The organism is Rhodoferax sp. (assembly GCF_030646845.1).
In the GTDB taxonomy this organism is placed as follows: Bacteria; Pseudomonadota; Gammaproteobacteria; order Burkholderiales; family Burkholderiaceae_C; genus Rhodoferax.
The window spans coordinates 1-18947 of sequence record NZ_JAUSLE010000087.1 but is presented as its reverse complement, the minus strand read 5'-3'; the positions used below and the strand labels follow the sequence as shown (position 1 = coordinate 18947).

The following is an 18947-nucleotide window of genomic DNA, read 5'->3' as shown; positions in this document are numbered from 1 at the left end:
GGATGTCGCACCTTACCAAGCCAGCTTGCAGGTGGTGTCGGTATCCTGAATCTTTTCGTAGGTCTTCAAGATGTCGTGGCCATACCCACTCCCCCGCTTGACCACTTTGGTGATGTAGATGTTTTGGATCACGTTACCTGTCTTGGGGTCAATCTTGAAATAGCCGCGCGGGCTGTTGATGTCCGCATCGAGCATCGCCTGACGGACTGCTTTTTTGTCGCTCAGGTTGCCATTGAGTTTTTTCGTGGCCTCGATGATCAGATTGGCGGAGTCATAGCCCTGCAGATCAACCGCGCCCGGCAGGCGGTTGTAGCGCTTCTCGAAAGCAGCGACGAAAGACTTATTGCGCGGCGTATCCATGCTCACCACGTAATGTCCGGAGCCCACCACACCCAACGCGTTGTCCTGCATCGCCTTAAAGAAGAAATCGTCCGCATTGCTTTGTGGACCCATGCTGACGGGCTTGAGCTTGGCCTGGGCATACTGGTTCACATAATTCACTGTGCCGCTACCAGGGATAAAGGACCAGACGATATCCAGCTCATTTTCCTTCCCACGCAAGCCAGTGAAGACGTTGGAGAAGTCCGCCGTTCCCATAGCTGGCCATACTTCCTCAACCACCTTGCCGCCCTTGGCTTCGAAGCCGGCCTTGAAGGCCGCCGCCATCTGTTTACCCGCAACAAAGTTGGACGCCACCACCGCAGCACGTTTTCCCACCGTGCTGCCGGCGTACTCGCCCAGCGGGTAGTTCCACTGCCAGTTGGAAAAAGAAGTACGCACAATGTAAGGACTGCACAGCTCACGGGTCACTTCGTCATTGCCGGCGTTGGCCACCAGCAAGAAAGTCTTGGACCGATGGGCATCCTCGCGAATCGCCTGAACGATGTGCGATCCGACCGGACCAACCAGAAAGTCGACCTTATCGTCCTTGATCAGACGACGTACCAGTTGCAGCGCAACCTTGGGGTCGTTCTTATCATCGTCACCGACCACCACAATCTTGCGACCAGCCACTTGGCCCCCGGCCTCTTCAACGGCCAGTCTGAAGCCGTCCATGATGGCATTGCCATAGATACCCATCACCTGGGAGAACGACAAAACAGTGCCGACCTTCAGGTCTTCGGCAGCGTTAGCTGCCCCCGCAAATGCCATCGCTACGGCTGCAGCACACAAGCGGAAGGTGGCGCCGTGGGTATTGCGCCCCGACGACATGGAAGAAGAGTAAGACGTTTGCTGGTTCATGGTTGTCTCCATAGGGGTGTGACCCCGGTTGTTAAGTTGATGACTGTCACTGATCGGCTTGTTTACACTGGCCCCGCGGCTAATGAATCGCCCGGGGGGTCTTCACGCTCTATCGGGAGGAGGAAACCTCATCTAGCACAGGATTACTCAAGGTGCCTACGCCTTCCACGTGGACCGTGCAAAGGTCTCCGTGTTTCATCCAGAGCGGCGGGTTTCGGCCGATACCAACGCCGGAAGGCGTTCCCGTCACGATGACATCGCCCGGCATGAGCGTCATAGCCTCTGACATCAGGCTGATTTGTGTTGCGATGTCAAAAATCATGTCAGCCGTCGAGGCTTGCTGAACCACCTGCCCATTGAGGCGGGTGGTCAGCATCAGGCCGTGTGCGCCAGGCGGCAACTCATCTGCCGTCACCAGCTCCGGGCCGAATGCTCCGGTGGCATCGAAGTTTTTTCCAACGGTCCATTGCGGACTCTTGAACTGGTAATCGCGTACAGACGCATCGTTGAACAGCGAGTACCCCCCAACATATTCCAGTGCCTTGTCGCGCGGAATCTTTCTTCCACGCCGCCCAATGACGCAGACCAACTCGCCTTCAAAGTCAAACTGCTCAGAGCAAAGTGGGCGCCGCAAGGGCTCGTTGTGCGCGATCAAGGACTGAGCCTGGCGCAGGAAAACGACAGGGTACGTCGGCACCACTTGCGGGGTCGGCGCCTCCTTTATGTGCTCGGCGTAGTTCAACCCAATGCAGATGATCTTCTCGGGCCGCGGGATTGGCGTCAGGAGGGTCAGACTTGCATATGCTTTGACCGAACTGGCGGGAGCACGATCCAGTGCGCGACGAACAGCTTGCAAGCCATCCGCCTCCAGCGGGAGCAGGACACTCAGATCACGTGGCAGATCTGGCGCGGCCAAACCCAGATCGATGACATCATCACCTTGACGAACACCGAGGGAGGGCCCGCTCGCAGTTGTGAATCGCAGAAATTTCATTGCGCTCTTTTCTTGATGGGTTGTTTAAAGGGTTATGGCCTCAACCGCGCCGTGGCTGCCAAAGCCTGGTGCCGGCGCACCACCCCAGCTGTCGAGAATCTCTGGCTTCAATGGCAGCTGGCGCGCGGCGCGCGGCGCATCCTCGGGGAACTCCTCCATCCCAAAGCTGTACTCGGTGGTCAAGCCGTCCGGGTCCAGAAAGTAGATGAAGATGGAGTTCGAGATGTCATGGCGACCCGGGCCATAGACCACCTTGACGTCTGCCTTGCGCATACGGTTCATGGCGCGACCCACATCATCCACGTCAGTCACCATGAAGTTGACGTGATGCAGTCCATCGACATCCCCGCGGCTCAGGCCAAAAGTATGGTGATACGGATTGGGGAAACAACGAAGAAAGGCAACTTGATCGCCAAAGTGATCGGATACTTTGAAGTTCAACTTCTCGGTCAGCGTCTTGAGCACCGCATCCCTGTCTGCGCAACGAATCACGACATGCCCCAGCCGCTGAATCTGGCTGACCGTTGGCACGTAGTCACCGCGCCCCCGCTCCATTCGGGCGTAGAACTCAAATGTCAGGGTGCTCTCAGGAATTTGGAATCGGAAAGTCCGTCCTTGGTGGAGTTGAGCAAGCTCCGCGTCGGGAACTTCACGCAAGGTCCAGCCAGCGCTCTGAATATGGCGCGCAGCCAACTCCAGGTCTTCCTCGGACTCGAGTTCGAATGCCATACGCTTGATGCCGGGCACTTCGGCCCGATAAAGAACCACGTTATGGTGATCTTCGCTGCAACGCAGGAAAGCGACCTCCTGCCCGTCTTGGGCTTCGAGTTGCAGACCAACCAGATCGCGATAGAACTTCACCGACTTATCAATATCGGTCACATTGAGAGCCACATAGCCCGGCTTTCGGTAACGAAAAGGTAGCATGTTCATTCCTTGGTTTGCACTTGCTCTTCGACGACTTGCTCCGGCTGCGCTTGCTGCACGAGCGCATTCCAGCGCTGCCAGAAAACCCGGATCTGATGCTCATCCACCGTGGCGGGTTCTGCTTTTTTCATGCCTCTGGAAATGTCATTCCAGCCAGCTTCGCGTGCGTTGGAGTAACCGCGCTGACATTGCTCCAGCATCTCGACATCGTCTGGCGTTGCGAAACCGCCGGGGCCCAGGAATTCCAGAAAACTGTGCAGCCGGTTCTTGCGCAGCCAGCCGCTTTCTTCGGAGGGCCCGATGGCCCATGCCGTCACTTCGTTGTAGTCAGGCGCCTTGGGAAAGAAGGTCCGCAGGGTCAGAGACATCACGTCGACAATCATCAGGTTGGGAAAGATCAACAGGTTGCGACTGTGCTTGGCAATTCGGGTCGCGCGCTCCTCGCCATGCTTTGCGACAAGCTTCTGATACAGCGTGTCAATCTCTGGCTTGCGATCTTCTCCCCATGCCGGTACCCAGTTGGCCACCGGGCGGCCCCAAGGCGCTGTGTATTCAACAACGGCATGCCCATTGCCAAGATCGCGCGCGAAGCCGATGACATTGCCTTGCGAAAGAACACCGTTCATGTTCTTGAGGTAGTCGAAATAGGTGGCATGCGTGGAGAGGGCGTGATAGCCATCAAAACTGTTCTCCACCAGGAGCTTCCAGTTGGCACGAATGGCGTACTCCTGTGTCCCGCTGATGATTTCCATCCCTGCTTCAGACTGGTCTGCAACGAGGTCCAGGTATTCAGTGGCCCCAGCGAGGTACTCGACCAAGGCCACAGCCGCAGGGTCAAAACAGACAAACCAGAAGTCCCGGTATTGCTCCAGGCGCGGCACTTCCACAAGGTCCGCACAGCCACTGCCGTTGAACCCCTCCGAGTACGACTCGATGCCGGGCAGATCGCGCATCTTGCCATCCGCACCAAACACCCAGCCGTGGTAGCTGCAGGTGAAATTCTTGGCATTGCCTGCAGGCTCCCGGCACACCGTGGCGCCGCGGTGGGGGCATGAATTCAGGAAGGCATGCACCTTGCCAGCGGCATCGCGGTTGAAGATCAAATTGCGGCCACCAACGGATCGCGTCACGAAAGCGCCCTTCTTCTGCAGCTCCGAGGTATGTCCCAGATAGAGCCAGCAGCGATCGAAGATCTGCGCCCTCTCTGCCTCGAATATCTGCGGTTCGGTGAAGGACCTGCGTGCCACGCGGAATGTACCCGCATCGCGATCAACATCAAGAAGATTGGAAAGGTTGATATCACTCATGTTTTCTCCGGGGTCTCATAACGGTGCTCTGACTTAAATCAAACCGACTGAATTGTTTGTATGTTACCTCTGGAAAGATTTCAACCTATTGGTAGATACCCTAGCCGGCTGTTCCTGCCTATCGTTTTTGACCAGCAAAAGTAGCGGGCGCCGATTTGAAACTGTGGAGGCGCGAGACTCGGACGACCCTGCTCACCGCGCCTCACTGCGAGCGCGGCGTGTTGGCGGTAATGCCTATCAGGGCTATCTGTTCAGCCGTCCGCTGCCGGTTGAGGAGTTTGAGGCGTTTGAGGCGTTTGCAAGCCGAGTTGGGCTCGCCTGAGCAGGAACAGTCCGATATGAACCAACGCCCTCTGTTCGCAAGTATTTTTGAGAACTGAATAGCGCTGTAGCCCTCGTATTTATTGCTCCACAAGCTACTACATTGATAGCAATCGAGGGATGGTCAATATGAGCCGCTATGGCGCGTATTTGGCCAGAAAGCCCCGCAGGTCCTTGAAGTCCGGCAGTCGCTCGGTCAGCGTGTCGTGGTCCCAATCCCACCAGGCGGTGGCTTCGAGGGCCTCGGCAATCGCACGGGGAAAGCGTTGACGGATCACCTTGGCCGCGACGCCGCCCACGATGGCGTAAGGCGGCACATCCTTGGTCACGACCGAATTGCTCCCCACCACCGCACCATTGCCAATGCGCACCCCCGGCATGATGACGGCGCCGTGGCCGATCCAGGTGTCATGGCCAATGACGACGCGTTGCCGGCGGCGCCAATGAAAGAACTCGGCATCGTCCACGGCCGCCATGCCGTACATCGTGGGACGGTAGGTGAAATGGTGCAGCGTGGGGAATTCCATGGGATGGAAGCCGGGGTTGATGCGCACCATGGCGGCAATGTTGGCGAACTTGCCGATGTCCGCCGACATCAGGTCGCAGTGTTGCTGCAGGTAAGCGTAGTCGTCCAGCAGGCAGTCCTCCATACGCGACTGTTCGCCCACCTGGGTATAGCGGCCGAAGCGGCAATCGCGCACGATCGCGCTGGGGGCGAGCGTGGGCGCTTGCGCCAGGTGGACGGCGGTCGGCAGGTTGTGGGCGGCAATATGGGTGTAACTCATGACAACAGGTACTCCTCAAAAGAGTTGTGGGACAGCGCAAGTCCACTTCGTGTGACAGCCGACTGTCCCACAAAGTATCAGAACGCGCGCTTTCCGGCGAGCCAGGTCTCCAGCACCACAGGCATGCCAACGCGGTTCATGCGCACGCGCAGCAGGTCGGCGCGCTGGCCCACCGCCACGTCGCCACGGTCTTCCATCCCGATGGCCCGTGCCGGGTTGCGTGTGACCGTGCGCACCGCCTTGGGCAGCGTCCACTGCGCCAGACTGCCCAGCATGAAGGTGGCCAGCAGCAAGCTGCTCGGCACATAGTCCGACGAGAAAATATCCAGCAAGTCGCGCTGCGCCAGCTCGGCGGCCGAGACGTTGCCCGAATGCGAGCCGCCCTTCACCATGTTGGGCCCGCCAATGATGATGGCCATGCCGGCGTCGCGCGCCGCCTGCGCGGCTTCCACGGTGGTGGGGAACTCCGAAAGGCCCACGCCTTCTTCGACGGCGAGCGCCACATCACTGAGCAGCGTGTCGTCATGGCTGGCCAGGGTCAGCTTGCGCGCCGCACTGGCTTTGACGATGGCCTGGCGGTGCGGCAGCGCAAAGGCCTGCTGGTCCGCCTTGCGCTGGGCGATCATGGCGTCGAATTCTTCGTTGCTGTAGCGCCCGTCGCGCTCGGAGTAGCGGCGATAGCTTTTGAGGTCGCGCCATTGGCGCTGACCCGGCGTGTGGTCCATCACGCTGACGAGTCTGAGGAGTGAATCGTCAGCGTATTGGTTGAACACCTCCATGATGTCCGGCGCCGAGATCTCGCAGCGCAGGTGCAGCAGGTGCTCGACGCGCATCAGGCCCTCGTCGCGGCACTGGTGCAGGGCGGCGATCGAGGTGTGCTGGGTCTGGCAGCGTGCGCCGCCGGCGTCCAGGTCGCCGATCACCACCGAATCCAGCACAGTGGTGATGCCGGCCGCCGCGCATTGCGCGTCATGCACCATCATGGCGGAGTGGGCATTCCACAGCACGCCGGGGCGGGGCGACAGGTGTTTCTCCAGGTTGTCGGTGTGCACTTCCACCAGACCGGGCATCAGCCAGTCGCCGGCCCAGTCTTCCGCGCCAGGCGCGGAGGTGTTGCCGCGGTCCACCGCGCGAATGATGCCGTCTTCAACAGACACGCTGCCGGTGAATTCTTCGTCGGCCGCAATGATGCGGGCGTTCTGGATGATGCGTTGGTTCATGACAAAGGTTTCCTCGGGAATCAGACAGGGTTGCGGTATTGCTCGACGTTAAAACAGCGCGTCGCCACGGCCTCGCGCACTTCGTCGTCATGAAAAATGCCCACGATGGCACTGCCTTGTTCGCGTGCAGCGCGGATCAGCGCCACCACCACGCGCCGGTTGTCCGCATCCAGCGACGCGGTGGGCTCGTCCAGCAGCAGCACCGGCGGGGCGGTGATCATGCCGTGGGCGATGTTGACGCGCTGCTGCTCGCCACCCGAGAAGGTCGCGGGCGGCAAATGCCACAAATGCTCCTGCAGGTTCAGGCGCTTCAGCCACTGCGCGGCTTGCGCGCGTGCTTCATCGACGCTCACCCCAAGGCGGCGCAGCGGATCGGCCACGATATCCAGCGTGGACACCCTTGGTATGACCCGCAGGAACTGCGAGACATAGCCCAGGGTGCGACGGCGCACGTCATACACCTCGCGTGGCGCGGCAGTGGACAGGCTGACCCAGGCGTCCTGGTGCCGGATGCGCACATCGCCGCTGCTGGCGCCGTAGTTGCCATACAGGCAGCGCAGCAGCGAGCTTTTCCCGCTGCCCGAATGGCCGGTCAGCGCCAGGCATTCGCCCGCTTGCACGCTCAAGTCAATATTGGCAAACACCGGCAGCTGCAGGCCGCCGCGTCCATGCAGGGTGAAGGTCTTGGCGAGTGAAATGGTTTCAAGTGCAGCGGTCATGGTGATGGGGTTTGGTATGCGTATTCAAGGGGTCAGCACCGAGGAAACCAGCAGTTGGGTGTAGGGGTGCTGGGGGTCGTCCAGCACGCGGTCGGTCAGGCCCTGCTCCACCACACGGCCGTCCTTCATCACCAGCATGCGTTGCGCCAGCAGCCGCGCCACCGCCAGGTCGTGCGTGACCACCACAGCGGCGAGTTGCAGCTCGTCTACCAGCTCGCGCAGCAGGTCCAGCAGCCGTGCCTGCACCGATACGTCCAGACCCGTGGTGGGCTCGTCCATGAACACCAGGCGCGGGTGCGTCACCAGGTTGCGTGCAATCTGCAGCCGTTGTTGCATGCCACCCGAGTAGGTGCCGGGCAGGTCGTCAATGCGGCCGGTATCAAGCTCCACGCGCTCCATCCATGACAGGGCTTCGCTGCGCAGCTTTCCATAATGCCGCGCGCCCAGCGCCATCAGGCGCTCGCCCACATTGGCGCCGCCCGAGACATTCATGCGCAGGCCATCGCGCGCATGCTGCTCGACAAAACCCCAATCGGTGCGGGCCAGCCAGCGCAGGCGCGCCTCTGACAGCGCGGCCAGGTCCGCCAGGCCAGCCGATTCGCCGGACGACTCGGCGCGCACGTCGTAATGCACCGAGCCCTCGTCACACGCATGGCGCGCCGCCAGCAGGCGCAGCAGCGTGCTCTTGCCCGAGCCGGATTCACCCACCACCGCCAGCACTTCGCCCGGATAGAGATCGAAACTCACATCGCGGCAGGCCCAGCGCGGCTGGCCTTGATGCATGAACGCCTTGCCCACCTGACGGGCCGACAGCAACACGGGTGGGACCACTGGAGTACCTTCGTGCTGCGCACTGCGGTGCGAGCTTGCCTGGGGGCGGCCCGGCGCGGCGCTCATGCAGCCTCCTGTTCGTCGGGTGTGGCCCTGCTGGCTGGTGTGGCCAGGGCGTCGCGCAGGGTCACGGCTTGCTGGCTGCCCACATGGCCGGCTTCGCGACGCTCTTCGCAATAGTCGCTGTCCGAGCAGACGAACAGACGGCTGCCCTGGTCGTCCACGATCATCTCGTCCAGATAGCTCTCGGTTGCGCCGCACAGCGCGCAGGCGTGCTCCCAGCGCTGCACCTCAAACGGATGGTCTTCAAAGTCCAGGCTGCGCACCGGCGTGTAGGGCGGGATCGCATAGAGCCGCTTTTCGCGGCCAGCGCCAAAGAGTTGCAGGGCCGGATTCATGTGCATCTTGGGGTTGTCGAATTTGGGAATGGGCGAGGGCGACATCAGGTAACGCTCGTTCACCATCACCGGGTAGTCATAAGCGCGCGAGATCGCACCCAGCTGCGCGATGTCTTCGTACAGCCGCACATGCATCAGGCCGTATTCAGTGAGTGCATGCATCTTGATGGTCTCGCGCCGGCTCGGCTCCAGCCGGGACATGGGCTCGGGCATGGGCACCTGGTACACCAGAATCTGCGCCTCGGTCAGCGCTGCTTCGGGAATCCGGTGCCGCGTCTGGATCAGGGTGGCCTCACGCGTTTTTTCGGTGGTGGCCACGCCGGTGGTGCGGGCAAAGAAGCGCCGGATGTTGACCGCGTTGGTGGTGTCGTCCGCCCCCTGGTCGATGACCTTGAGCACGTCGCTCAAACCGATGATGCTGGCGGTGATCTGCACACCACCGGTACCCCAGCCATAGGCGAAGGGCATCTCGCGGGAGCCGAATGGGACCTGGTAGCCCGGCACCGCCACCGCCTTGAGCAGGGCGCGCCGGATGCGCTTCTTGGTGCGCTCGTCCAGAAAGGCAAAGTTGTAATGCGTGTCCGTCATGCAGCCTCCTTGGCGGCCTCGGCGTGGGCTGCGCGCAACTTGCGCACCAGCTCCAGCTCGGCCTGAAAATCCACGTAATGCGGCAATTTGAGGTGCTGCACAAAACCCGAGGCTTCGACGTTGTCGGCGTGCGAGAGCACGAACTCCTCGTCCTGCGCGGGGGCGACGCGCGGCTCGCCCAGCTCATCGGCGCGCAACGAGCGGTCGACCAGGGCCATGGCCATGGTCTTGCGCTCGGCACCGCCAAAGGCCAGGCCATAGCCCTGGGTGAATTGCGGCGGCACGTCACGGCTGCCGCTGAACTGGTTGATCATCTGGCACTCGGTGACTTCCAGGTCGCCGATGTCGATGGCGGAACCGAGCTCGTCGGGCACCAGCTCGACACTGACGAAGCCGCGCCGGATCTCGCCTGCAAACGGGTGCGAGTTCGCGTAACCACGCTGGGTCGAGTAGCCCATCGCCAGCAACCAGCCTTCGTCGCCACGTGCCAGAGCTTGCAGGCGCAGCGCGCGGTCCGCCGGAAACATGAGCGGCTCGCGGGTCAGGTCGCCCGGTGGGGCCGCATCAAACTGTTGCGGTGTTTCCAGCAGGCCTTCGCGCGCCAGCAGGTCATTGATGCGGGGCACGGTGGCCGAAGGCGCCGCGCTTGACGCGCCAGCGGTCGGCACGGTGTCCTGCTGCGGCACGGTTTCGGCGGACGGGGGGCTGGTGCCTTCTCCTTCGGCCAGCAGCGCAAAGTCGAGCAGGCGCTGGGTGTAGTCGTAGGTCGGTCCCAGCAACTGGCCGCCCGGCACCTCCTTGAAGGTGGCCGAGATGCGCCGCACCAGCGCGATGCGCGCGGTGTCCAGCGGCAGGGCGTAGCCCAGGCGCGGCAAGGTTGTGCGGTAGGCCCGCAGCAAGAATATCGCTTCGACCAGATCACCGCTGGCCTGCTTGATGGCCAGGGCCGCGAGTTCGGGGTCGTACAGGGATCCCTCGCTCATGACCCGGTCCACCGCCAGCGAAAGCTGGGCGCGGATCTGTGCCACCGACAGCTCTGCAATGGCGCTGTCGCCCCGGCGCTGGGCGTCCAGCAGGCGCCAGGAGCTCTCGATCGCGGCGGCGCCGCCTTTGACTGCAACATACATGTCAGACCCCTTCCAATCGACGGACCCGCGTCGTGCGGGGCAGACCCAGCGCGTCTTCGCCGCAGGTAAAAATAATGTCCACACCCTGCGGGAAGGCCGCATGGTTGGCGTGCCACTGCGTCCAGAAGTCGGCCGGCAAGCCCTGCAGACCGACGCGCTGCACCTCCTGAATGCCGGGGCCACGCCACTCCAGCGCCGGGCCATCCGTCAGGCTGGGCAGTTCGACGAGCAAAGTGGCAGAAAACTCGGGGGACGCGGCGGTCCCGGCGGCGAAGTCCGTCAGGGTGAGCCCCTGGCCGCTATCCGTCAGCACGGCAAAGCTGGCTGTATCGGGCCACTCGGCCACTGGCGCACCGACATGAAAACGCAGCCAGTGCTGCAGGCCCGCATCCTCGCACTGCCACCACACCGGGGTTTCGTCGTCGCTCAGGCTGAGCAGCAGCCGGGCCATCGCGCCACCCAGCGCCACGCCCGGCAAGGCCGGGCCGAGGGTGCGGACTTGTCCCGGCCGGGCCAGCGCATCCAGCACCGCACGAAACACCTGCTGCGATTCATGCACGCCGTCCAGCAGACCGGCCGCCAGGGTTTGTGTGCCGTTCATGCTTCACCTCGCACCAGGGTGAAAAATTCGACCTTGGAGCCGGCCACGTCCTGCTGCTGGCGTGCCCGGGCCTGGGCCTGGGCGAGCGCCAGCGGGGCGATGAGTACGCTTTGCAACTCGTCGTGATGGCGCGGGTCCTGCAACAGGGCATCGAACAGCGCTGCCAGCTCGGCCCGGCGCTTGTCGCGACCCAGGGCATAGGCCACGCCCAGCGGACCGTCGCCCAGTCGCACGGCGCAACGCACCACGCTGGCCTCGCCGAGGTTGAACGGATTGCCGGTGCCGCCGACGCGGCCGCGCAGCATCACCATGCCAATTTCGGGCGCTCGAACCTGCTTCAGGGAGGGCAGTTCGCCGGCGGCAGGCACCTTGGCCTCCAGTTGGGCCAGGGTTGCACGCGCCAGCACGGCCAGCCAGGCCGGCCTCGCTGGGTATTCAGTTGTTGGGGTGTCGCTTGTCATACAGATGTCTAAAGCAGTCAGCAAAGTTGGAAGCCAGCGGACACCGGGCCTGAACGCGGTGTGCAAGCTGGGTAGTTGACGTCGTCAACATGAAAGATTTATGACATGCGGTCTCGCGATGCCGCATGCGAACTGGCCTGCAACAAGCAATACGCTACATATGTAATAGCTACTCACGCATAGTGGACGGGGGCTAGAGCCTGTTTTCTTATATATTTCCTGGCGACGGGTTCGTTTGTCATACAGATGTCTAAATCGGTCACTACAGTCGGACGGCAACGCACACCGGCATGGGCAGGATGTGCAATGCCAGTGGTTCACCTCGTGCACGGAAAACATTTATGACCTTCGGCCAACTCATCACCAGCAGCCCCGGGCGGCGCAGCGGCGTGTCCGTGTGGCGGCAGATCGCCGATACCCTGACGACCGAGATTCGTGACCGCGCCTATGCGGACACCGGCCGCCTGCCCGGCGAGATCGAGCTGTCCGCCCGCTTCGCCGTCAACCGCCACACGCTGCGCCAGGCCGTGGCCGCGCTGCAAAGCGAAGGCCTGGTACGCATCGAGCCGGGGCGCGGCATGTTTGTGCAGCATGAGCTGCTGGACTACGCCCTGTCGCGCCGCACCCGCTTCAGTGAAAACCTGCTGCGCCAGGGTTTGCTGCCCAGCAAACAGCTGCTGACCGCGCGTGAGATGCCGGCGCCCGAGCGTGCCGCGCGAGAGCTCAAGCTGGACAAGGGCACCAAAGTGCTGATGGTGGAAACGCTGGATGAGGCCAATGACGCGCCCATCGGCCTGGCCACCGCCTATTACCCGGCGCTGCGCTTTGCGGGCTTGCTGGAGATGCTGGCTGAAGGCACCCGCACCACCGATATCCTCAAACATTTTGGCGTGCAGGACTATGTGCGGGAGCAAAGCCGCATCACCACGCAGATGCCCAATGAAGAAACGGCGCGACTGCTCAAGCAGCCCGGCACCCGGCCACTGCTGTGCGTGGAATGCCTCGATGTGGACATGGAGGGCACGCCGATCAAATATGGCGAGACCATTTTTTGTGGCGACCGGGTGCAACTGGTGGTAAACGCAGGGGACGAAGCATGACATCGCGCTACGCCATTTACTTCGCACCCGCGCACGGCTCGCCGTGGTGGGAGTTCGGTGCCCGCTGGCTTGGCCGTGACGAGTGCAACGACACGGCGCTGGTGCAGCACCCGCTGGCGCAGATCGCCCCGGACGAGCTGCAGGAGATCACCGCACAGCCGCGCCACTATGGCTTTCATGCCACCTTGAAAGCACCATTTGGCTTGAGTGGCAGCCACACCGAGGCTGACTTGACCGCGCGCATGGAAGCGCTCGCAGCCACGCTCAAGCCCGTGGCCCTGGGGCGCTTGCAGGCGGCGACGCTGGGCGATTTCGCGGCACTGGTGCCCGCCACCGCAACGGATGAACTGACGGACCTGGCCGCAGCCTGCGTGAAGGAGCTCGACGATCTGCGCACACCCCTGTCCGACGCTGATTTCGCGCGCCGGCGGGTCACCCATCTTGATGCGCGCGAACTGGAACTGCTGCAGCGTTACGGCTACCCGTATGTCCTGGAGCGTTTCCGTTTTCATTTCACCCTGAGCGGACCGGTGGCACACCCCACCGCGCAACGCGTGATGCAGGCGGTGGCCGATCCGGTGACGCAGCTGAACGTGACGGCGCCGTTGGTGCTGGACCGGCTGTGCCTGTTTGTCGAACCGGCGCCGGGGCAGCCCTTCCAACGCATGGCCGATGCGGCCTTGAGCGCATGAGCGGCCTGTGGGTGTTTGTGTGCGGCCCCTCGGGCGCGGGCAAGGACAGCGTGCTGGGCTGGGCTGCGAAGCGTCTGGCTGCGCGGCCGGACATTGTGTTTGCGCGCCGTATGGTGACGCGCGCGTCACAACCCGGCTCGGACCATGACGCGGTGACACCACAGCAGTTTGCCCGCCTGATCGGCTCCGGTGGCCTGGTCTGGTGCTGGGAGGCGCATGGATTTCACTACGGCATCGAGGCGCGCTATGCCGCGCAGGTGGCAGCCGGAAAGACCGTGGTGGTCAATGGCTCACGCGCGCATGTCGGCGGCCTGGAAGCAGCGGCGCAAGTGCGGGTGGTGCAAATTGTGGCCGACGCCGCACAGTTGGCGACCCGGCTGGAACAACGTGGGCGCGAAGCATCCCACGAAGTAAGCCGGCGGCTGGCGCGCAATGCGTTGTTTTCGGACCTGCGGGCCGACCACACCATTCTCAACCAGGGTGAATTGGCCGATGCCGGTCGCCATCTGGCTGACTATCTGGCAGGTGGGGTTGGGTCTTCAACTGCGCGCTGAGGGTAGTAAGCCGCCACTCTTCTTGGGTTCGCGATGCATCGGCCTTTGCCTGCGACAGTCAAACCTGATTTATCCGACGGATGCTGATTTTCTGTCGCCGTCAGGTTTGTGCCCAAAGCGGAATTACAACTCGCGCAACTGGCCGCCACAAAGCTGTCATTCAAAACCCAAGCGCAAATTCGGTGAATGACATGAAAGTCGCGGTTTGATTTGATGGGAGCATTTCGTCTGCTGACCAGGTGCGGGTATTGGGTAACGTCGCTCCAATGCGGCCTGTCATTGAACCAGATTCTCGATACCGGTGGGTCAACCTGAAAAATCGGATTTTGGCCGTTTCCGGCTCTTGGGCAGCGGAAGCGCCGGTGGCCAGTGCCAACTTTCTGGTAGTCCAATTGCATGAACTGGGTTACTGGTCAGTCGTCATGCTTCGCTGCCTGCATCGTGCCTAAGACTGACTTCAACTTGTCATCGGCGCTCCACGAAATCGGATTGCCTAGAATTAGGGTGATCCATGACATATGAACCTAAAACTAAGCCCAAGCGCGTGATGCACCACCGTACAGTCAGTGGTCAAGCGCAAAAGGCCAAGACACGGGAACTCATCATTCAAAGTGCAATACCGGTGTTCGCCAAACATGGCCCCGACAACCCCGTGATTGATGATTTCGTTCAGGCAGCCGGTATTTCACGCGGCACCTTCTATAACTACTTCCAGACTACGCGCGAGTTGCTTGATGCTGCAATGGCTACGCTGTCTGACGAGGTTATTGCAACCATTGTTCCAGTGGTTGAGGGCGAGCCAAATCCACTGATCCGTTTTTCGTCAGCTGCACGGATGTACTACCGCAAGGCCACACTCGACCCTTTGTTCGGCCAATTTCTCGGTTCCGTTTCCAGTGTGGGCGCGCTGGCGATGGAGCATGCGCGCGCTGATCTGCAAGAAGCCATGAAGGCCGGTTTTTTCAAGATTCAGGACATGGACTTGGCCGAGGCCATCGCCTTTGGCGTCATGGTCTTTTCTCTAAGGACACCCAAAGCACGCCAGGGTGGTGATGCCCGCGCACTGGAGGTGGTGCGTGCAATCTTGTCTGCGCTGGGCGTCGATCCGGCCATGATTGATCTGGCGTTGAGCGTGCCATTACCCTCATCTGACCTACGGGAAGACCCTATCTAGGACTTACCACTACATTGACGATTTTGTCATTGACACTAATGTCAATGTAAGTAGACTCCTGATCGTTGTCTCTTGTCTGGCGTGCGCTGTGCGCGCCGACCCATGAACATGGTGTTCAGCGCAGAGGCGGGGCGACACGACAGGAGTAAGCGATGGCGGAGTCCCTCTTCGTTCGCGGCCACACTCAAGGTGGCGCGGAGTGGCAAATTCATTACCAGGCAACTGGCACTGGCCCAGACATGGTGATGTTGCATGGCGGCGGACCTGGTGCTACCGGTGCCAGCAACTACAGCAAAAACGTCGAAGCACTTTCACAGCATTACCGCTGCTGGGTGATCGACTTTCCAGGTTGGGGTCAGAGCTCCAAAAACCTCAATGCATTTGGCGCGGAAGGTCCGTTCCAGAACGGTGCCCGTGCCGTGTTGGCCTTCCTGGACGCACTCGGTATTGCCAAGGCCCATCTTGTGGGCAATTCATTTGGCGGTTCTTCCGCGCTGTGTCTGGCGATGGACCATCCCGAGCGGGTGAACAAGTTGGTGCTCATGGGCCCTGGCGGTGGTGTGGTTGCGGGCGCCAAAGGCCCGACCGACGGCATCAAGCAATTGCTCACCTATTACCTCGGTGACGGTCCCAGCATCGAGAAGCTCCAGAGCTTCGTCAAGAACCTCGTGTTCGACCAAAGCATGATCACCCCTGCCTTGCTGCAGCAGCGCTTTGAGGCCAGCAACGATCCAGAAATTCGGGCCAATCCGCCACTGGTGATGGTCCCGGGTAGCGCGCCTGGCAAGGAAACCTTTATCAGCCTTGACCCGCGTCTGGCCACACTGCCCCATCGCACGCTATTCGTGTGGGGCTTGCAAGACCAGGTGAACCTCGTGGCGGGGCTAGAGCCGTTCAAGGCCATCCCTAACGCAGACCACTTGCTGCTGAGCCGCTGCGGTCACTGGGCGCAATGGGAGCACCCTGACCGCTTTAACGACGCGGTGCTCAGCTTTCTGCGCAACCCCTGATCTTTTGACTGCAACCCACAACTTATATATCCAGGAGACAAACATGAGCAACGCAATTACCGAACTGGGCTACCTCGGATTTGAGGTCAGCAACCTTGGGCAATGGGACAAATTCGCCACCGACGTGCTTGGCATGGGCGTGTCCCAAGGCCCCAACGCTGCCAGCCGTTGGCTGCGCATTGACGAGCAGCGCAACCGCGTCATCCTGACCGAAGGCCCGGCAGATGACCACGCTTTTGCCGGATGGCGTGTAGCCGATGCGGCCGCAGTCGAAGCCTTTGGCCGTGGCCTCACCGGCAAGGGCATTGCATGGTCCTGGGGCAAAGACGACGAATTAGCCTTGCGCGCCGTGCAGCGCATGTTGCACTTCAACGACCCCACTGGCACACGCCACGAAGTGTTCAGCGGCCCGCTGCTGGCAACTGACCGGTTTGGATCGTCCAAAGTAGCTTCAGGTTTTGTCACTGGCGAAGGTGGCATGGGTCATGTGGTGTACCAGTCCAGCGACTACCCCAAGACGGTGGCGTTTGCACAAGACGTTCTGGGTCTGGCCATCAGCGACACCATTACGGCACAGGCAGGACCGCTGCCTGACATGCGCATCGAGGTGTCCTTCATGCACACCAATGAGCGTCACCACTCCTTCGCGGTGGCACCACAGCCCCCCGTTCCCGGTCAAAAGCGTTTGCACCATTTCATGGTCGAAGCGTGTTCAGTCGAAGAGGTCGGCTTTGCACGCGACCGTTGCCTGGCCATGGGTCTGCCCGTGGTGCAAGACATTGGCCAGCATCCCAATGACCGCATGATTTCCTTCTATGGCGTCACGCCCTCCGGCTTCTTGGTGGAGTTTGGTTGGGGTGGAGTGAAGGTCGACCAGAACAACTGGCAAGTGCGTTCCTATGACAAGTTCAGCGAGTGGGGCCACCGCCCAGCCGCTGCCGCCTGATCAGAAAAATCAGGAGACAGACGCATGAACACCGCATCAAAACAGTCCACGAGCGAAACGGCGCTGGACGCCGAGGTCATTCTGGTGGGCTATGGCCCCACTGCAGTTGCCGCTGCCAATTTTCTAGGTGCCTATGGCATCAAAACCATTGCCTTTGAGCGCTACAAAGACATCTATGCGCGTGCCCGCGCAGTCACGGTCAATGACTGGACCATGCGCTGCTTCCAGTCCGTAGGGTTGGATGCAGCTTTGCTCAAAGACATGGATCCGACGAACACCTTGTTGTGGAAGACCTACAGCGGCAAGGAGTTGATGCGTATCAATCTCAACAAATCCACGCTGGGCCAGCCGCCGTCGAGCATGATCTATCAGCCGGTCATGGAGCAGACCCTGCGCACAGGTGTGGAACGCCATGCCTGCGTGGACGTGCAGTTTGGCAAGCAGGTGACTCATGTATCGCAGGACGCCCACTGTGCTACGGCAGAAGTCGCCGATGCAGAAACTGGAGCAAAGACGACTGTTCGTGCGCGCTATGTACTGGCCTGTGATGGTGGCAGCAGCGGTGTGCGAACGCAGCTCGACATTCCCTTGATCGGCTCGACGATCAACACCCTGTGGGTGGTGGTTGATGCCCGTGTAAAGAAGTGGTGGCCGGAGCGGCACATCCTGAAATTCTGGTCAGACAAACAGCGTCCGGTGGTGGACATCCCGCTGTCTCTTGGCAATCACCGCTGGGAATTTCCGCTCTCGGACAAGGAATCGGAGAAAGACTTCGAGACCAAGGAGCAGCTCTGGAAGATGCTCTCCACGATGGGCATCACGCCGGACCATGTGGACATTCACCAGCACGCCTTCTACCGTCACCATGTGCGCCATGCCGCGCGCTGGCGCGAAGGCCGGGTCTTCCTGCTGGGTGACGCGGCGCACATGATGCCTCCCTGGGCGGGTCAGGGCATGCAGTCGGGTGTAAGAGACTCTTTTAACTTGTGCTGGAAGTTGCGCGAAGTGATCAAGGGCAGGTTGCCCGAGAGCGTGCTCGACACCTACGAATCCGAACGCGCACCCAACGTGGCCATGATCACCGACGTCTCTGAAGAACTCGGTCGCGTCATCAAGATGACCATGACCGGCCCTGAGAAAATCAAGGCGATGGTGGGTGGCTTGCTCAGCAAACTGAAGCTACCGATCCCGCCATCTCCGCTGGACAAACCGCCCACCATCGGCAAAGGCTGGATTACCGGTGACCTTTCCGGAAGGAGCGCCGTGGGTCAGATGATTGCGCAGCCGCGCGTATCGACGCCTGCCGGGCATCGGTGTCGGTTGGATGACCTTTTGGGGCACGACTTTGTGATGCTTGGCGACGAAGTGGATCCTTCGAGCCTTTTGTCTGTGCAGGAACGCAAGGCCTGGGATGCGCTTGGCACACGCTACATCGCGGTACGTTCGGCTGTGGGGTCTGCACGCGGGGACACCGACATCATGGACATGGAAGGCACCCTATTGAACTGGTTGCGACAGCGGCAGACCAAGGCCGTAGTGGTACGCCCTGACCGCTTCGTGGCGGCAGCGTACGGGACAGGTCTGTCCGTTCCAAAATAAAGCAGGAAATCACCATGACTGCAACAACCCATGGCAGCGTTGAGGCTGCGGCGAGCGCGCTGCGCAATGCCCGTGCCAACGGCCAACCCATCGCGCCAGTGTCTGCCACTTTCGGTATCACAGGATTGGATGCGTCCTACGCCGTGGCCGAGCGCAATACTCAGGCCGCCCTGGCAGCGGGCCGGCGCATTGTCGGTCTCAAAGTGGGCTTGACCTCCAAAGCCGTGCAGCAGCAACTGGGCGTGGACCAACCCGACTTTGGCGTCCTGTTCGACGACATGGAATACCTCAACGCGCAAGACGTTCCGATGGCCCGCCTGATGCAACCCAAGGTCGAAGCGGAAGTCGCTT

At 61.3% G+C, this 18947-nt stretch carries 20 protein-coding genes; 8 read left to right on the top strand and 12 right to left on the bottom strand.

The window, feature by feature from the left end; translation table 11 throughout:
- Positions 1-12: 12 nt before the first annotated feature.
- From Q7T10_RS20515 to phnG, 12 genes are all read right to left on the bottom strand, one after another.
- Entirely contained in the window at positions 13-1242 is a 1230-nt protein-coding gene (locus Q7T10_RS20515; RefSeq protein WP_304751719.1) for an ABC transporter substrate-binding protein, read from the bottom strand.
- A 109-nt stretch (positions 1243-1351) separates the two neighbouring features.
- Positions 1352-2236, bottom strand: coding sequence for a fumarylacetoacetate hydrolase family protein (locus tag Q7T10_RS20510; protein WP_304751718.1), 885 nt, complete (start codon positions 2234-2236; stop codon positions 1352-1354).
- Between the two features lie 24 nt (positions 2237-2260).
- The gene (locus Q7T10_RS20505) at positions 2261-3163 is read right to left on the bottom strand and encodes a VOC family protein (protein ID WP_304751716.1); all 903 of its coding nucleotides are present in this window, start codon (positions 3161-3163) and stop codon (positions 2261-2263) included.
- Between the two features lie 2 nt (positions 3164-3165).
- The gene (locus Q7T10_RS20500) at positions 3166-4470 is read right to left on the bottom strand and encodes an aromatic ring-hydroxylating dioxygenase subunit alpha (RefSeq protein WP_304751714.1); all 1305 of its coding nucleotides are present in this window, start codon (positions 4468-4470) and stop codon (positions 3166-3168) included.
- A 458-nt stretch (positions 4471-4928) separates the two neighbouring features.
- Positions 4929-5576, bottom strand: coding sequence for a DapH/DapD/GlmU-related protein (locus Q7T10_RS20495; protein ID WP_304751712.1), 648 nt, complete (start codon positions 5574-5576; stop codon positions 4929-4931).
- A 77-nt stretch (positions 5577-5653) separates the two neighbouring features.
- The gene (locus Q7T10_RS20490) at positions 5654-6796 is read right to left on the bottom strand and encodes an alpha-D-ribose 1-methylphosphonate 5-triphosphate diphosphatase (RefSeq protein ID WP_304751710.1); all 1143 of its coding nucleotides are present in this window, start codon (positions 6794-6796) and stop codon (positions 5654-5656) included.
- Positions 6797-6816: 20 nt separating this feature from the next.
- A complete protein-coding gene (gene phnL, locus Q7T10_RS20485) occupies positions 6817-7515 on the bottom strand; it encodes a phosphonate C-P lyase system protein PhnL (protein WP_304751708.1) in 699 nt (232 codons plus the stop codon).
- 24 nt (positions 7516-7539) lie between these two features.
- Positions 7540-8298, bottom strand: a complete 759-nt coding sequence (phnK, locus tag Q7T10_RS20480) for a phosphonate C-P lyase system protein PhnK (RefSeq protein WP_304751742.1) — start codon at positions 8296-8298, stop codon at positions 7540-7542.
- Positions 8299-8408: 110 nt separating this feature from the next.
- Positions 8409-9332, bottom strand: a complete 924-nt coding sequence (locus tag Q7T10_RS20475) for an alpha-D-ribose 1-methylphosphonate 5-phosphate C-P-lyase PhnJ (protein ID WP_304751706.1) — start codon at positions 9330-9332, stop codon at positions 8409-8411.
- Positions 9329-10459 carry a carbon-phosphorus lyase complex subunit PhnI gene (locus tag Q7T10_RS20470; RefSeq protein ID WP_304751704.1) on the bottom strand — a complete coding sequence of 377 codons (1131 nt, stop codon included), beginning with the start codon at positions 10457-10459 and terminating at the stop codon, positions 9329-9331. The genes Q7T10_RS20475 and Q7T10_RS20470 overlap by 4 nt, the downstream gene beginning before the upstream one ends.
- Position 10460: 1 nt before the next feature.
- A complete protein-coding gene (gene phnH, locus Q7T10_RS20465; protein ID WP_304751702.1) occupies positions 10461-11060 on the bottom strand; it encodes a phosphonate C-P lyase system protein PhnH in 600 nt (199 codons plus the stop codon).
- A complete protein-coding gene (gene phnG, locus Q7T10_RS20460; protein WP_304751701.1) occupies positions 11057-11521 on the bottom strand; it encodes a phosphonate C-P lyase system protein PhnG in 465 nt (154 codons plus the stop codon). Before phnG ends, phnH begins: the two co-directional genes overlap by 4 nt.
- 341 nt (positions 11522-11862) lie before the next feature.
- Between phnG and phnF the strand changes: the two genes are divergently transcribed.
- From phnF to Q7T10_RS20420, 8 genes are all read left to right on the top strand, one after another.
- Positions 11863-12621: a phosphonate metabolism transcriptional regulator PhnF gene (phnF, locus tag Q7T10_RS20455; RefSeq protein ID WP_304751699.1), complete on the top strand. Its 759-nt coding sequence runs from the start codon at positions 11863-11865 to the stop codon at positions 12619-12621.
- The gene (locus Q7T10_RS20450) at positions 12618-13313 is read left to right on the top strand and encodes a DUF1045 domain-containing protein (RefSeq protein WP_304751697.1); all 696 of its coding nucleotides are present in this window, start codon (positions 12618-12620) and stop codon (positions 13311-13313) included. Before phnF ends, Q7T10_RS20450 begins: the two co-directional genes overlap by 4 nt.
- Positions 13310-13867 (top strand): phosphonate metabolism protein/1,5-bisphosphokinase (PRPP-forming) PhnN, encoded by a 558-nt coding sequence (gene phnN / locus Q7T10_RS20445; protein WP_304751695.1) that lies wholly within the window; start codon positions 13310-13312, stop codon positions 13865-13867. The genes Q7T10_RS20450 and phnN overlap by 4 nt, the downstream gene beginning before the upstream one ends.
- A gap of 511 nt (positions 13868-14378) precedes the next feature.
- A complete protein-coding gene (locus tag Q7T10_RS20440) occupies positions 14379-15041 on the top strand; it encodes a TetR/AcrR family transcriptional regulator (protein WP_370653808.1) in 663 nt (220 codons plus the stop codon).
- A gap of 152 nt (positions 15042-15193) precedes the next feature.
- Positions 15194-16051 (top strand): alpha/beta fold hydrolase, encoded by an 858-nt coding sequence (locus Q7T10_RS20435; RefSeq protein WP_304751693.1) that lies wholly within the window; start codon positions 15194-15196, stop codon positions 16049-16051.
- Positions 16052-16094: 43 nt separating this feature from the next.
- Entirely contained in the window at positions 16095-16997 is a 903-nt protein-coding gene (locus Q7T10_RS20430) for a VOC family protein (RefSeq protein ID WP_304751692.1), read from the top strand.
- A gap of 24 nt (positions 16998-17021) precedes the next feature.
- On the top strand, positions 17022-18596 hold the full coding sequence (locus tag Q7T10_RS20425) for a bifunctional 3-(3-hydroxy-phenyl)propionate/3-hydroxycinnamic acid hydroxylase (protein WP_304751689.1): 1575 nt from the start codon (positions 17022-17024) through the stop codon (positions 18594-18596).
- Between the two features lie 14 nt (positions 18597-18610).
- On the top strand, positions 18611-18947 hold a 337-nt coding region (locus Q7T10_RS20420; protein WP_370653807.1), incomplete at its 3' end, for a 2-keto-4-pentenoate hydratase.